This is a genomic window from Acinetobacter rudis, assembly GCF_000829675.1.
In the GTDB taxonomy this organism is placed as follows: Bacteria; Pseudomonadota; Gammaproteobacteria; order Pseudomonadales; family Moraxellaceae; genus Acinetobacter; species Acinetobacter rudis.
This window is the reverse complement of record NZ_BBRX01000025.1, coordinates 73827-88784: the sequence shown is the minus strand read 5'-3', so window position 1 is coordinate 88784 and position 14958 is coordinate 73827. Positions and strand designations below refer to the sequence as shown.

15 protein-coding genes and 1 pseudogene are annotated in these 14958 nt (G+C 39.3%); 8 read left to right on the top strand and 8 right to left on the bottom strand.

Annotation, left to right across the window (positions count from 1 at the left end; all coding sequences use genetic code 11):
- Positions 1-189: 189 nt before the first annotated feature.
- A complete protein-coding gene (locus Aru01_RS07475) occupies positions 190-387 on the bottom strand; it encodes a hypothetical protein (RefSeq protein ID WP_016655353.1) in 198 nt (65 codons plus the stop codon).
- Positions 388-1567: 1180 nt separating this feature from the next.
- Positions 1568-1882: a hypothetical protein gene (locus Aru01_RS07470; protein ID WP_016655352.1), complete on the bottom strand. Its 315-nt coding sequence runs from the start codon at positions 1880-1882 to the stop codon at positions 1568-1570.
- Positions 1883-1914: 32 nt separating this feature from the next.
- Here Aru01_RS07470 and Aru01_RS07465 point away from each other — a divergent pair.
- The 6 genes and pseudogenes from Aru01_RS07465 to Aru01_RS07440 form a co-directional block, all read left to right on the top strand.
- A pseudogene (locus tag Aru01_RS07465) lies at positions 1915-2790 on the top strand (AAA family ATPase); the annotation flags it as partial.
- Positions 2787-4127: a hypothetical protein gene (locus tag Aru01_RS07460; protein ID WP_016655350.1), complete on the top strand. Its 1341-nt coding sequence runs from the start codon at positions 2787-2789 to the stop codon at positions 4125-4127. The pseudogene Aru01_RS07465 and the gene Aru01_RS07460, both read left to right, overlap by 4 nt.
- Before the next feature lie 2 nt (positions 4128-4129).
- On the top strand, positions 4130-4375 hold the full coding sequence (locus Aru01_RS07455) for a response regulator (protein WP_016655349.1): 246 nt from the start codon (positions 4130-4132) through the stop codon (positions 4373-4375).
- The gene (locus Aru01_RS07450) at positions 4372-4743 is read left to right on the top strand and encodes a hypothetical protein (protein WP_016655348.1); all 372 of its coding nucleotides are present in this window, start codon (positions 4372-4374) and stop codon (positions 4741-4743) included. Before Aru01_RS07455 ends, Aru01_RS07450 begins: the two co-directional genes overlap by 4 nt.
- Entirely contained in the window at positions 4743-5168 is a 426-nt protein-coding gene (locus tag Aru01_RS18525) for a hypothetical protein (RefSeq protein WP_016655347.1), read from the top strand. The genes Aru01_RS07450 and Aru01_RS18525 overlap by 1 nt, the downstream gene beginning before the upstream one ends.
- Positions 5165-5386 (top strand): hypothetical protein, encoded by a 222-nt coding sequence (locus tag Aru01_RS07440; RefSeq protein ID WP_016655346.1) that lies wholly within the window; start codon positions 5165-5167, stop codon positions 5384-5386. Before Aru01_RS18525 ends, Aru01_RS07440 begins: the two co-directional genes overlap by 4 nt.
- A gap of 138 nt (positions 5387-5524) precedes the next feature.
- On the opposite strand, the gene groL is transcribed toward Aru01_RS07440, so the two are convergent.
- The 3 genes from groL to Aru01_RS07425 form a co-directional block, all read right to left on the bottom strand.
- Positions 5525-7159, bottom strand: a complete 1635-nt coding sequence (groL, locus tag Aru01_RS07435) for a chaperonin GroEL (RefSeq protein ID WP_016655345.1) — start codon at positions 7157-7159, stop codon at positions 5525-5527.
- Positions 7160-7226: 67 nt separating this feature from the next.
- Positions 7227-7517: a co-chaperone GroES gene (locus Aru01_RS07430; RefSeq protein ID WP_016655344.1), complete on the bottom strand. Its 291-nt coding sequence runs from the start codon at positions 7515-7517 to the stop codon at positions 7227-7229.
- 199 nt (positions 7518-7716) lie between these two features.
- The gene (locus Aru01_RS07425; RefSeq protein WP_016655343.1) at positions 7717-8478 is read right to left on the bottom strand and encodes a metallophosphoesterase; all 762 of its coding nucleotides are present in this window, start codon (positions 8476-8478) and stop codon (positions 7717-7719) included.
- A gap of 660 nt (positions 8479-9138) precedes the next feature.
- Between Aru01_RS07425 and Aru01_RS07420 the strand changes: the two genes are divergently transcribed.
- Positions 9139-10971, top strand: a complete 1833-nt coding sequence (locus tag Aru01_RS07420) for a phosphoenolpyruvate carboxykinase (GTP) (RefSeq protein ID WP_016655342.1) — start codon at positions 9139-9141, stop codon at positions 10969-10971.
- 99 nt (positions 10972-11070) lie between these two features.
- Here Aru01_RS07420 and glpD read toward each other — a convergent pair whose 3' ends face one another.
- Positions 11071-12600, bottom strand: coding sequence for a glycerol-3-phosphate dehydrogenase (gene glpD / locus Aru01_RS07415; RefSeq protein WP_016655341.1), 1530 nt, complete (start codon positions 12598-12600; stop codon positions 11071-11073).
- A 256-nt stretch (positions 12601-12856) separates the two neighbouring features.
- Here glpD and Aru01_RS07410 point away from each other — a divergent pair, with 256 nt between their 5' ends.
- Positions 12857-13288 (top strand): hypothetical protein, encoded by a 432-nt coding sequence (locus tag Aru01_RS07410; protein ID WP_212541165.1) that lies wholly within the window; start codon positions 12857-12859, stop codon positions 13286-13288.
- A 48-nt stretch (positions 13289-13336) separates the two neighbouring features.
- Here Aru01_RS07410 and Aru01_RS07405 read toward each other — a convergent pair whose 3' ends face one another.
- Both Aru01_RS07405 and folD read right to left on the bottom strand, forming a co-directional pair.
- Positions 13337-14014 (bottom strand): class I SAM-dependent methyltransferase, encoded by a 678-nt coding sequence (locus tag Aru01_RS07405; RefSeq protein WP_016655339.1) that lies wholly within the window; start codon positions 14012-14014, stop codon positions 13337-13339.
- 90 nt (positions 14015-14104) lie between these two features.
- Complete coding sequence (gene folD / locus Aru01_RS07400) at positions 14105-14953, bottom strand: bifunctional methylenetetrahydrofolate dehydrogenase/methenyltetrahydrofolate cyclohydrolase FolD (RefSeq protein WP_016655338.1); 849 nt, start codon at positions 14951-14953, stop codon at positions 14105-14107.
- Positions 14954-14958 lie beyond the last annotated feature (5 nt).

The window sequence follows — 14958 nt, the reverse complement described above, 5'->3', positions numbered from 1 at the left end:
TAGAAGGCGGATGCTCTAATCAACTAAGCTTTAGGCATATAAAAAAAGCCCAGAATGTTTATTCTGGGCTATAAATGCTGTCATGGACTTTAATCCAATAAGCAGTAAGAATCATACCTTACTTACTGCTTATTAAATATCTCACACTCTTCAAATGAGATCAATACATAATAAAATTATATATGTGATTTAAATCTCTTTTTTCATTTGTTTTGATCTTTTAAGCAAACCTAGTATTTTTTTTCGATTCAAGATTTCTTCTTCAGAAAAAGGTAAAAATTCTCTTAAATCAATAATTGCCATTGAATCATTTTCAATCAAAAAGACATCTTGCTCCGTAGTCCATAGCAAATGAGGAGAATTGAGTGATTTACTTCGATTTTTCACTTTAAGACCTTGGAACTCTGACTAAATGTAAGTCTATTACATTTGCTACATTTCCATTCACTTAAAGCACCAATTTTCACTGCATCCTCATCTTTTATTTTTCTTATCATAATGTAGGTGTGTTTGCAGAAAATAGATTTTAGTATTTTAAAAAGCATTAAAACCTTCCTTAGCCTTGTGCAGTTATTCACTTAAATTCTATCAATATTATATTAAGCATATTTTAATATGTTTAAAATATAACCCAATTCAAACTTTTAAGATACCATCAATCAAGTTAAACATGATCGTTTTAAGCACTCCAACCTATAACCATTCAAGAACTCAGATTTAGCTAAATAAACTACCACAGAATATCTATGCTGTGGTCCATAGCTACTCCCTACTTTAAAGAACCACTGAATAGGCACAGTATTCTTTACTTTCGGTTTCATCATTCAATTTATGGTGGGGCATCACTCCCAATTCAGATTATCACTTTCCTGCATATCCTATTCACACTCGATGAACTGTGTGGGTTGTATCGTCTTTCGTGCGATCTAAACGTGTTTGCTTAAACAGTCTTTAGCTAATTAGCAAACTTTAATAACTGGGTTTATGCACTTCACTTTCCTCCACGCAAAAAGAAACCCGCACACGGCGGGTTAAAGGTTTCGAATTCGATAGGTTTAAAATGGTGTAATCACATCTAATTAGAATTTAGGCAATAAAAAAAGCCCAGACGGTGTATTCTGGGCTATAAATGCTGTCACGGGTTTAATCCAATGAGCACTAAGCATCATACAATACTTACTACACATTGAATAGTAATGATTAAAATTCAATGTAATTATAAAAATAAAGTTATAAATTTCAAGTCAAACTACATATATTAATATCATCGAAAGAATCACTGTGAGCTTATTTAAATGTTCTACTAAAATAATAAACCACAAGAATTATAAGAACTAAAACCACAATCAAGAGGAAAAATAAGAAAAACATCACAGTAAATTTAAGCCAAAACAATATAAAGTTTATTAACTAAATTTTAATATGGAAATACAATTTAATAAAAATATAAAGAAACTCAATGCAGAAATTTTTAAAAAAACAAAACCCCGCAAATGCGAGGCTTATCCAGTAAATTACTCATACTTCGGTCACTGTACCTGAAATATGCCACAATGCACCCTGACTTTCAAGCACCAATAATTCGACTTCTAAATTTATACTTGGTTGCCAACCGAACCATGCCGAGCATCTTATCCCGTGTTACTGAATATTCAGACACGCCAAGCTTTTTGGCAATTGTCGCTTCCGACTTAAATTCAACATAAAACATCACTACAACCTTAAGCCATTTTTTTACTTTTTCATTTTCAATTTTCATTAAATCTTCAAGCATGTCACTCACAGCATCGGCATGTGAATCAGTGATTTTACACAATGGAGCCACCCTTTCACGCTTATCGACTACGATACCATTGGCTGTATCAATCAAATGGCCCAACACACTTGAAGCCCCCAAACTACCTATATGCAGGTCCTGTTGGGGCAATGCTTGAGTGTATTAAATCCCACCTTATCGCTATACCAAACAACCGTCAAAAAGATGGCACCCTAAAATTAAAAGCTCAAGGTTCGGCGAACAATATGTTTAAGAGCTATGTGCACATGCTTATTAGCATGGGTAAAGATGTTGTTTTTATTGCTCATGCCTCTGAGGATCAAAGTGGTGATCAGGTTATTTATCGCCCTGACCTCGGTGGTAAGAATCGTAATGAGTTGTATCGCATTGCTGACATTATGGGTTATTTGACAACTGTTCGCACTCAAGAAGGTAAATCAGCACGTGTTATCAACTTCAACCCTTCAGACACACATCATGCAAAAAATGCTGGAGCCTTAGGTGGTGAAACTGGTGAAGTTTGGGTGCCCGATTTAAAAACTAATCCCATGTTCTTGGCTGATCTCATCAAACAAGCGAAAGATCATATCAATACCCTCACCCCTGAGCAGCTTGCAGAACAAAAAGCGCAGGAAGAGTTAGCTAACTGGCGTCAAAGCTGTGAAGAAGCAAATCACGCAGGTGATATCAATGATCTAACCGAATCCATCCTTGAGCTAAAAGAGCATCGCTATTACCAAACCATGCGTCAAATGCTTGTTTGGAATGCGGATAAGCGATTGGGTTGTGTATTTGATAAAGAGAAAAATAGATGGTTTGGACCTAAAGAATTTTTTGCTATCACGGATCAACAACGCGATGAACTACAAGTATTCATTACTGAACGCGGGCTTGATGTAAAAACCATTTGTGAACACTTTGGTATTGATGCCCTCACCCAAATTGAAGTATCAAAACTTGATTCAGTTAAACAAGATATTGAAATGATTGCTTATGAGGTGAATTTAGCGTGAATAATCTAATCTCTGCTCAAGAAGCATTTAACGCAGTTGTAGCCGGCAAGCATGTGCTTTGCCGTGCTGCAGGTGAATTGATGGACTTTGATGACCTTGATCAATTCCCCGCAACTATCTTTGCTAAGTCTGGTTATGAGTTCTGTATCAAGATTGAAACTATTGAAGTAGCAGGTATTACTTTTACCAAGCCTTTGACGCTGGATGAAATTAAAAAAGACCAGGATGTTTTTATAGTTCAGGTGGATGGCATTATTCATCACCATAAATATAAAGGTATTCATAGCCTTATCGCAACAGCAGTAAATGGTGGTTTCGCTCAACGCGACTTTGAGAATGCTAAACTTCAATATGAGGCACTTTGCAAAGTGTTGGGCGGTATGCCTTTACAAGCAAACGTAAGACTTATTGAGCCTACATCAATTAAAGCACCACGCAAAACCAAAGCTAAAGAAGTTGCACCGGCTACAAATGAAAGTGTCCAAATCACTGCATCAAATGATGTTGTGGAAGCCATTAAAGCCACCTCACCCAATAATATAAAAATTGAAACCAGTGGTGAGATCATTGTTAAGCGAGATAATCTTGTGTCATTTGATTCGGTGAAAGCGGATATGAAGACTGAAAAGTCTCTACGTGATCGAATTGCTGCAGCTGAAAAAATTGAAGACTTGGAAGCTCTGCTACCTAAACTTAAAAAGTTGCATGGCGAATCTGGCCACACAGTAATGACTGCTTATGAGCAAAAGTCACAAAAGCTTAAGGCTACTGAAAGTCTAAATATAGATGAACTTAAAAAATTAACTCTAGCAGCTGAGGAATCTATATCTGAAGTTCAGCGAAAATCAAGTACTTGTAAAGCCGCTTTTCAAACAGAGATATCTAGATCTCAAAATGTTCTGACTGTAGAGAATGTCCTTGGTTCAATCAACAAAAGTGAAGATTTAACAGCTGAGCATAAAGCTGACCTTATTAAGCTAGGTGAACTTCGTAAAAAAGATATTGTTAATGCTGAGTACGATGAAAAGCTTGAGGACTTCATGTATCGAGCATCCGTAGCTAAAACTCCAGCCGAAGCAAATGCCCTATTCAAATATACCCGTTCATGGACCGAGGAACAGCGTGCACCACTCATGCGGGCCGTTAATAAGCGACTACTTGAGCTAGATCAAGCTAAAACACCAGAAGCACCATCACTTATGCGTGACATTCAAAATGCACCAGATCTAACAACTCTTGATGCACTCGAAATTGATGTGAGCACACGTGCACCAGATATTCAGAAAACTCTAATGGCAGAAGTCGTAAAACGCCGTTTTGAATTGGAGAACAGTTAAAGATGAAAAAGATAGTAAAACCCAAAAACCGACTCGCCTTTCGTATTTGGCTAGAAAAGCTTGGTTACGCCATCAAGCAGCTGGAGAATGGTTTTTCTGCCAAAGGTAAATGCACAAAACATAACTATGCATTAGTGCTGGATGATTTAACTGGTAACGAGGCTGCCTATATTTTAGGGCAGGAATTTGAGACACATTTGCGTAGTCCTGATTTTATAGAAATTGATTTGAGTGAGGTGAAGGCATGAATGCAGTCAATCAATTAACACCTGTTGATGTGGTACGTGATGAATATGGTTTTTGGAGCCACCCTGTTTACCGAGAATATGCATTAAAAATGCTAGATGGCCGTGAAAGCTGCACTGCAGAGGAATGGGAAAAACTTCAGACCGATCTTGGTGTTGAAATTCAAGGTGTAAACATGGAGTACGATGCCCCTACTTGGATATATGAAAAATATGCAAGTGATGGTGATGTAGAGGTTTGTCGGCAATGGCAACCATCCAAACCAGATGATGTTAATGATTGGTTTATGATTGATCTTTCTGATCATGAGGATTTTGGCGCAGTTTGTTTATGGGCTAGATCCATTTGTAATAAAAGAGAGGTGGCGTGATGGGTATGGTTGGCGGATATGATGCTCACTTCTATTGTGATTGTTGTAATGATTTTTGTGAGGTGAATGGCATAGGTGTTGAAACATATCAAGACGCTATTCACCTTATGAAAAAAGATGAAGATGAAAAACAGTCGTGGCTTTTACGTGATGATGGTGTTGTTCTTTGTGAAAAATGCAAAGCTCAAAACAACCCAGAGATTATGAAAGAAGATGATCGCGAAGGTTATGTCTGGACTCTAAAAAAAGAAGGCGTTGCGTCAGAAAGTTTTGTGCTGGTGCCGAAAGAACCTACTGAGGAAATGTTAGAAGCTGCATGGGAAGCTCCACCAGCTGGAGGACCGTCAGGCAATAGGCGTAGTTTTTATGAGAAACAAACTGTTGTTTACAAAGCCATGATCGAAGCTGCGGAGGGAGAAAATTGAATTTTGCAATTGATTTAACAAATACAGAGCGTCGGATCTCAACTGCAGAGTTTGCCCTTCGCATGAATATTTCTGAAAAAGAGCTTTATGGGAGAATTAAAGATGGACGTATTCGGGAACCAGCTAAAGATGGGCGTAAAAACTACTGGTTAAATAGCTACGTTCTCATGTGTATCACTAGCACTGATGAGAATGGTCAAGCCGATATGTCAGCATGAAGTGCAAACAAAAAGGCCACATTAAAAATTGTGGCCTTTTTTACAGTCAAAACAAAAGTGAGTAAGACTGTGAGTAAATACCTAGCTATTTTAAATATAATTAATATATTTCAATAGCTTAAGTATTTAATGGTCGGCTTACATCATGCCGCCCATACCACCCATGCCGCCCATATCTGGCATTGCTGGTTTGTCTTCTGGAATGTCAGTGATCATACATTCAGTAGTCAGCATCAAGCCAGCAACAGAAGCCGCATGCTCAAGTGCAGAACGTGTTACTTTAGCTGGGTCAAGAATACCCATCTCAAGCATATCGCCATATACACCAGTCGCAGCGTTATAACCGTAGTTACCTTCACCTTGTTTAACTGCATTGATCACAACAGATGGCTCATCACCAGCGTTTGCAACAATTTGACGTAGTGGAGCTTCTATCGCACGACGTAGGATGTTTACACCCGCAGTTTGGTCATCATTAGCGCCAACAAGACCTTCGATTGATTGAACTGCACGTACTAGCGCAACACCACCACCTGCAACAACACCTTCTTCAACCGCAGCACGAGTCGCATGAAGCGCATCATCTACACGGTCTTTTTTCTCTTTCATTTCAACTTCAGTTGCTGCACCGATTTTGATTACTGCAACACCGCCAGCTAATTTAGCAACGCGTTCTTGCAATTTTTCTTTATCGTATTCAGAAGTTGATTCTTCGATTTGAGCACGGATTTGTTGTACGCGTTCAGCAATTTGATTTGCATCGCCAGCACCATCAACGATTACTGTATTTTCTTTAGATACAGTTACTTTGTGCGCAGTACCAAGATCTTGCAAAGTTGCTTGTTCTAAAGACATACCAATTTCTTCAGAAATTACAGTTGCACCAGTCAAGATTGCGATATCTTGCAACATTGCTTTACGACGATCACCAAAACCAGGCGCTTTAACAGCACATACTTTAATGATGCCACGCATGTTGTTCACAACGAGTGTAGCTAATGCTTCACCTTCAACATCTTCAGCAATAATTAATAGCGGTTTACCTGTTTTAGCCACAGCTTCTAAAGTTGTGATTAATTCACGGATATTACCGATTTTCTTGTCAACCAATAAGATGAATGGGTTTTCAAGTTCTGCAGTTAAAGTGTCTTGTTTGTTCGCGAAATATGGTGAGATATAACCACGGTCAAACTGCATACCTTCAACAACATCCAGCGCATCTTCAAAGCCTGAACCTTCTTCAACAGTGATCACGCCTTCTTTACCAACTTTTTCCATTGCTTGAGCGATCAATTTACCTACAGTCTCATCAGAGTTTGCAGAAATTGAACCTACTTGCTCAATTGCTTTAGTGTCAGAAGCTGGTTTTGCAGTTGCTTTGATGTTTTCAACAACAGCTTTAACAGCAAGATCAATACCGCGTTTAAGATCCATTGGGTTCATACCTGCAGTTACAGATTTGATCCCTTCGTTTAAAATCGCTTGCGCTAAAACAGTTGCAGTTGTTGTACCATCACCAGCGATGTCATTGGTTTTAGAAGAAACTTCACGAACCAATTGTGCGCCCATATTTTCAAATTTGTCTGAAAGCGAAATTTCTTTTGCAACAGTAACACCGTCTTTAGTAATGTGCGGCGCACCAAAAGAACGATCAATAACTACGTTACGGCCTTTAGGACCTAAAGTAACTTTTACTGCATCTGCAAGTACGTTTACGCCTGCGATCATTTTAGAACGTGCAGAATCACCAAATTTTACGTCTTTAGCTGACATGCTTTACTCCGAATATCTTAATTTTGATGTATTTAAATTTTTTGAAAGCCAAATTTTAAAAAGCCAATTAACCTTCGAGTACAGCGAGAATGTCTGATTCTTTCATAATAAGTAATTCTTCAGCATTAACTTTTACAGTCGTTCCTGCATAAGTACCAAACAATACTTTATCGCCAACTTTAACGTCGAGAGCTCGTACGCCTTGTTCAGTGATTTGACCATTACCCACGGCAATCACTTCACCTTGAGCTGGCTTTTCTGCAGCTGAACCTGGCAGTAAGATTCCGCCAGCAGTTTTTGTTTCTTCTTCAACACGACGAATAACTACGCGATCATGTAGTGGACGAATGTTGCTCATAAATAACTCCATCAGACTTTGTCTATTTAGTGCTTTAATAATGGCTTCTTTTATCCAATGACCATTATCAAAATATTTTCATGACACAGTTGTGGGGGTTGAAAAGATAGCTTCAAGGGCTAACACTAATTTTTTTGCATCTTTTGCGCTTTTTTTATTCATTCTTTATCGCATTTAAGCAACTCAAGTTAAAAACTACTCAGCACCGCAGTATAAACGCCTGCTGCTTGTCTGAAAAATCATAGTGTTGTACTTCACCATTAGGATAAATAACGTTAAATGAGTTGGTTAATTTCTTATACAGGCGATTAGAACAACTCGTTCCGGCATGCACTTCATAAACGCCATGCTGAAGACCTAATTGAAAATGCTGATTCAGATCATAAACAGCACTTAAATGAAAATGACCATGTAACAATACATTTAGACCATGCCCTCCCCATTGTCTTAAAGCCGATTCAGCCTGAGCTGGGCAATCTGAACGATGATGATGATCATGTTGAGCGGTATAAAAAGGTTGATGACTGACTAAAGTACACAACTTATTGACTGGTGCTTGTTGAATTTGTTGTTGTACTTGCATAATTTGCTTGTTCGAAATCACGGCCTTCGTATGATAGTAAGGACGCACAGTATTAAGACCAATCAAATAATAGTTCTGTGTTTCTAAAATTGGCTCTAAGTCACCAAAGAATAATTGGTAATAATGAAATGGTCTAAAAATACGATTAACCAAGTGATATAAAGGAATATCGTGATTTCCAGGTACCACAAAATAAGGAAGATTTAGTTGTTGTAAAAACTGTTTACACTGATAAAACTCGTGATACCGTGCTCGCTGGGTCAAATCACCACTCACCACAATCACTTCAGGTTCATGCTCTAAACAAAAGCGCTGTATTGCATCTAAACATTCCTGTCGCTGCGTACCAAAATGTAAGTCAGACAAGTGAAGTAACATAAAGCACCATCAAATAACATGCGTTTTTCAACGTACGAATTAAAAAATATAAATTTCAACCCTATTAATTTAAAAGAGCATTATTAAAACAACAGCTTGCCCAGCATTAGATTCATTAAATCATGATGGTCATATTGCTCTCTTCTGCCCAAGCTTATCGATACACAAAGCTTGAGTCTACTTTTTCACTATGAAGCACCACTCAGATCTGGCGATTTAGTGACTACACATCGCAGGATAAACGTTCACTTTTCAATATTCAGCTGTACATTTAAGACATTATTTTTACAACTTTCGTATACTTTCTATATAAAAAAACTCATGCTGCTGTAAAATAAATGTATCTTGTTATTTTTATTTGAGTTATCTGAGTAAAATCAAAGATGTTGCAGTCTTGGTGTGATGCAAATAAAGTTATCCTAAAATATCATAAAAAAAAATAGTAAACATTTACCAGCAGATATAAACATTCGATAGATTAGCCTACAGACTATTTATTAGACAAAACTAGGGGGTTTCTTCATCGTCAAGCCTTATTTTTTCCTAATATATATGCTTTAATAACGCCACTTTTTTTTCATACTTGAATCTAAACTTACTACCCTAAGTTTATGATTGTTATTTGTGTATAAACTGCACACCTTTAAGATAGGCCTCACCATGACTCAAGTGAACGCACCAGCATTCGTTCGTCATCCCAAGCTAGTTGCATGGGTTGAAGAAATTGCAAAATTAACGAAACCAGCAAAAATTGAATGGTGTGACGGTAGCCCTGAAGAATATCAACGTCTAATCGACTTGATGATCGCCAATGGCACTATGCAAGCACTCAATCAAGAAAAACATCCTGGTTCTTATTTAGCAAATTCTGACCCTTCGGACGTTGCTCGCGTTGAAAACCGTACTTTTATTTGTTCAGAAAACAAAGATGATGCTGGCGCAACCAACAACTGGGAAGCTCCTGCAGAAATGCGCGTTCGTCTAAATGGTCTATTTGATGGCGCTATGAAAGGCCGTACCATGTACGTGGTACCTTTCTCTATGGGCCCACTCGGTAGCCACATCGCACACATCGGTATCGAAATCACCGATTCTCCATATGTTGCTGTAAGCATGTCAAAAATGGCACGTATGGGCAAAGCTGTCTATGACGTACTTGGTACTGACGGCGAATATGTTCCTTGTGTTCACACTGTAGGTGCACCACTTGAAGAAGGTGCTAAAGATGTAGCTTGGCCTTGTAATGCTGAGAAATACATCGTTCACTACCCAGAAACTCGTGAAATCTGGTCATTTGGTTCTGGTTACGGCGGTAACGCATTACTCGGTAAAAAATGTCTAGCTCTACGTATTGCGTCTTCTATGGGCCGTGAACAAGGCTGGTTAGCTGAACACATGCTGATTTTAGGTGTAACAAACCCACAAGGTGAGAAACACTATATCGCAGCAGCATTCCCTTCTGCATGTGGTAAAACAAACTTTGCTATGTTGATTCCACCTGCTGCATATGCTGGCTGGAAAATCGAAACTGTTGGTGATGATATTGCTTGGATCAAACCAGGTGAAGATGGTCGTTTATATGCGATCAACCCTGAAGCTGGTTTCTTCGGTGTTGCACCAGGTACAAACACTAAAACTAACCCGAACTGTATGGCGACACTTGAAAAGGATGTTATCTATACCAACGTTGCAGTTACTGACAACGGTGAAGTTTGGTGGGAAGGTCTAAGTAAAGAAGTGCCTGCAAACATGACCAACTGGAAAGGCCAACCACACACTGGTGAAGAAAAAGCAGCTCATCCAAATGCTCGCTTCACTGTTGCTGCAGGTCAGTGCCCTTCTATTGATGCTGATTGGGAAAATCCAGCGGGTGTTCCAATCTCTGCATTCATCTTCGGTGGTCGTCGTGCAGACACAGTGCCTTTAGTTTCTGAAGCATTCGATTGGATTGACGGTGTCTATAAAGCTGCAACTATGGGTTCTGAAACAACTGCTGCTGCAGTTGGTCAACAAGGTATTGTACGCCGTGACCCATTTGCTATGCTTCCATTTGCTGGTTACAACATGGCTGACTACTTCAGTCACTGGTTGGAAATGGGCGAAAACGTAGCAGTTAAAGCTGAAGCTGCTGGTAATCAATTACCAAAAATCTTCAATGTAAACTGGTTCCGTCGTGACGCTGAAGGCAACTTCGTATGGCCTGGTTTCGGTCAAAACATGCGTGTTCTTGAATGGATTATCGATCGTTGTGAAGGTCGCGCTAGCGCGGTTGAAACTCCAATCGGTTTGGTACCAACTTATGAACAGTTGAACTGGACTGGTTTAGAGTTCACTCAAGATCAATTTGACACTGTTACTCGTCAAGACAAAGCACAGTGGATCAAAGAAATTGAAAGCCACACTGAATTGTTTGAGAAATTAGGTGAGCGCTTACCTGCTGCACTTAAAACACGTCAAGCTGAATTACTTGCAGCAGTTCAAAACGCAGAATAATCTCGTTTAAACTGACTGATTTCAGTATTAAAAAGACCGCCTTGGCGGTCTTTTTTTATCAATAAATCCAACCTTTTCTCAATGCATATTAAGCGCGAACTAAGCAATCTGAGTTTGCTTAGTCTCCCCGCCTAAACTCGCCAAATAAAGCTCTAATCGCGCAACTTCAGTCTGACCCAACTGTAATCCCAACTTACTCCGCCGCCATAAAATATCTTCACTGGTTTTTGCCCATTCGTATGCCACCAAATAATCCACTTCAGCAGCATACAGATCTGGCGCTAACATTGCCCCCAGTTGCGCTGTACTGTGAGCACTGCGTAAAATCTGCCATATACGTGTGCCATAGGCTTGAGCCCAACGTCGAGCCAACTGAGGCGATATATGTGGTAGCTGTTGACAGATTTCTGCAACCAACTCATCCAAGCCAGTCCATTGCTCAGCGCCTGGTAGCACTTGATTTGCTGTCCAATTTGGCCCCATCTTTGGAAAAAACTCACTGAGTTGATCTAAAACATGTTCAGCCAATTTACGATAAGTCGTCAACTTACCACCAAAAACTGAAAGCAAAGGCAATTGTCTGTTTTGATCAACAGACAAAGTAATTCGATAATCACGCGTCACTGTTGAGGGACGATCACTTGCATCATTAGGTAAGGCACGCAGTCCAGAAAAACTATGCACGATATGCTCAGAAGTATGCTGCTTTCTAAAATACCTGTTACTTACTTCAAGCAAGTATTGAATTTCATCTTCGTTGATTTTAACTTGGTCGGGTTCACCAGCATATTCACGATCTGTTGTCCCGATTAAGGTATATTTCGCTAAGTATGGAATGGCAAAAATCACACGCTGATCAATATTTTGAAAAATATATGCATGTTCTTCTGCATATATTTTGGGTAATACAATATGACTTCCCTGAATCAAACGCAGTTGATGCGGTGTTTTTTCCTGTATTTGCTGTTCAATGAAGCTTGCAACCCAAGGCCCTGCCGCATTGACGATTGCTCGAGCATGTACCTCAAACTCACCTGTATGATTCTCCAAACGAATCAACCAATGATCAGTTTTACGCTGTGCGGCTATACAATGCGTTAAAGTCAAAATATCCGCACCATTTTCACGTGCTTGTATGGCATTTAATACAACGAGCCTTGCATCATCCACACAACAATCCGAATATTCAAAGCCTTGAAGAATATTTTGGTTTAAAGGACTATGTTCTGGATCAAAGCGCACAAATTTAGAAGCGAGCAAACTTTTTCTTTTTGCCAGATGATCATAAAAGAATAAGCCTGTACGAATAAGCCAAGCTGCCCTTAAGTGTGGTTGATGCGGCATAATAAATCGCATAGGTTGAACAAGATGAGGCGCTTTAGTCAAAAGTACCTCACGTTCAGCTAAGCTCTCACGCACCAGACGAAAAGCACCTTGCTCTAGATAACGCAGACCACCATGAATTAATTTACTGCTAGCTGAAGAAGTATGCTGTGCCAAATCATCTTTTTCACACAGTAATACTCGTAAACCTCGACCAGAAGCATCTGCAGCAATCCCTGCGCCATTAATTCCGCCACCGATTACGACAACATCATAACTCTGCACGAGTTCACGTTCTTCTGACATATCACTACCACTATTTATCAAATTAATTTTAGAGTTTTTGTTTTATGACCGACTACGACTCAATCTATACCTGAGGCACTTTACTATAAAATGATATTAATCATAAAAAAGAACAAAATTCAAACAAATATTCAAAATACATTAAAACATCCAAGAAATGAAAAAGCATGGATTTATCTTTATTTTTATAGCCACCAACGTCGTTTATTTGACAATGCTATGGCATACTTTAACAAGCATTTTATAGGAACATTCAATAATGAAAAATATCAGTTTATTAGGCTTAGGCTGCGTGACTTTAGCACTTGCAGCCTGCCAATCTGCACCACAACAATATAATGGTGCTACAGGCTATGTAGTCGAATCTCAAACTGCCAATGGTGCGATTATCGCTTACACCCTAGCAGGTCGTGCTGACCGTAAACTTGATGAAAATAAATTACAGCGTGCTTGTCAAAAAGTTCTCGCAAGCAATACTCCATATAAATTACAAGTTTTAAGCATCAATGAAATTCCAAACCCAGCTGCAAATGCTAAAACTGCACAAAGCATTCAACTCGGGCATTCACGTACTTCGTTTAGCCTATCAGAAACACCAAGTTTAAATAATGGTGAAAATTACGCAACACGCCAAGCCTTAGACACTCGCCCAAGCACTCTACGTGTTGTGCGTTACAGTTGTTCTTAAATTTCAATGTTGAAATTTGACCGATAACACAATATCGGTCATTTTTTATCAGATATTAGCAACATGATGGGTCGTATAAAAACTAACATTACGAAACTCTTGTGACTCATCCAAATCTGGCCAAGTCGTTGCACTACGCTGTTCCATTTTCTGATAACGAGGATGGCTAAAGTTTTTCACTCGACTATCTGCGACCCAAACCTGTTGAGAAAACTTTAAAAACTCATCTAAGAAAAAACGATTAGACTGATCATATAACACATCCGCAGCCAGCAAGACATCAACCTGCTCAGCCTGATATAAATCATCTAAATATTCTAATTCTACTTGATTGAGTCGCGCATTTTCACGACAAGCATTTAAACTCACCGTATCGATATCACAGCAGATGACACGCTTTGCACCAGCGAGTTTAGCTGCAATTGCAACCACACCTGAACCTGCTCCAAAATCCAATACCACTTTATCTTTTACATGTTCTGGTTCTGACAAAATCCACTGTGCCATTGCCAAACCAGAAGCCCAACAAAAGATCCAATACGGGGTATCCTGCCAAATACGACGAATGACTTCATCATCGAGACGTTCAGTAGGAAAAACTGGAGGAATAAGCCACAATTTTATAGGTGTATCAGGCAGTGTTTGCGCTTGTAAATCACAACCTGGGATAATCAGTTGTAATGCATCATATAAATGTTGAGGTGCACGTGTAGATAAATCAAACATCTTGAAGATCCGTTTAAGCCAATAAACAACAAGCGCTTAAATTGCTTTAAACGCTTGTAAAATTTTTAGATCTATCGTGTAAAAGCGATCTTAATCTAAAGCTTTCTCTGCAGCTTCTACAGTTTGACGAATTAAAGTAGTAATTGTCATCGGACCCACACCACCCGGTACAGGCGTATATGCAGAAGCAATCTCATCAATACCCTCTAGTTGGATATCGCCTACACCACCGCCCTCACGTGGGTGGAAACCAGCATCTACAACAACAGCACCCGATTTAATCCAATCTTTCTGGATTAACTCAGCTTTACCCACTGCACCTACAATAATGTCTGCCTGCTTAACAAAATCAGCTAAATTTTGTGTACGTGAATGGCAAATCGTCACTGTTGCATTGGCTTGCAATAACATCATAGCCATAGGTTTACCCAAAATGGCAGAACGGCCGACGACAACTGCATGTTTTCCTGCAATTTCAATATCATGTTCTTTTAAAATTGTCATAATACCAGCAGGCGTAGCTGAACCATAAGCAGCCTCACCCATCGCCATACGACCAAAACCTAGACAAGTAACACCATCTACATCTTTTTCTAGAGAGATTGCATCAAAACAAGCTCGCTCATCAATCTGAGCAGGCACTGGATGTTGCAGCAAAATACCGTGTACATCAGGATTTGCATTTAATTTTTCGATTTCAGCAAGTAATTCTGCTGTAGTCGTCGAAGCAGGTAATTCTACTTTTAATGAATCCATGCCAACACGACGACAAGCATTGCCTTTCATACGTACATAAGTTGCTGAAGCGCCGTCATCACCGACAAGTATAGTCGCCAAAATTGGGGTGCGACCTGATTTGGTTTTCAATACTTCAACACGTTTTAATAAATCAGCTTCAATTTTTTGCGCTAATGCACGACCATCTAAAAGCAACGCCACGGGAC

Bases quoted from the DNA above. Each gene is read 5' to 3' on its own strand.
- Aru01_RS07420 (WP_016655342.1), top strand. From the start codon at position 9,139: ATGACTCAAGTGAACGCACCAGCATTCGTTCGTCATCCCAAGCTAGTT.
- groL (WP_016655345.1), bottom strand. From the start codon at position 7,159: ATGTCAGCTAAAGACGTAAAATTTGGTGATTCTGCACGTTCTAAAATG.
- glpD (WP_016655341.1), bottom strand. From the start codon at position 12,600: ATGTCAGAAGAACGTGAACTCGTGCAGAGTTATGATGTTGTCGTAATC.
- Aru01_RS07430 (WP_016655344.1), bottom strand. From the start codon at position 7,517: ATGAGCAACATTCGTCCACTACATGATCGCGTAGTTATTCGTCGTGTT.
- Aru01_RS07455 (WP_016655349.1), top strand. From the start codon at position 4,130: ATGAAAAAGATAGTAAAACCCAAAAACCGACTCGCCTTTCGTATTTGG.
- Aru01_RS07450 (WP_016655348.1), top strand. From the start codon at position 4,372: ATGAATGCAGTCAATCAATTAACACCTGTTGATGTGGTACGTGATGAA.
- Aru01_RS07425 (WP_016655343.1), bottom strand. From the start codon at position 8,478: ATGTTACTTCACTTGTCTGACTTACATTTTGGTACGCAGCGACAGGAA.
- Aru01_RS07405 (WP_016655339.1), bottom strand. From the start codon at position 14,014: ATGTTTGATTTATCTACACGTGCACCTCAACATTTATATGATGCATTA.
- Aru01_RS18525 (WP_016655347.1), top strand. From the start codon at position 4,743: ATGGGTATGGTTGGCGGATATGATGCTCACTTCTATTGTGATTGTTGT.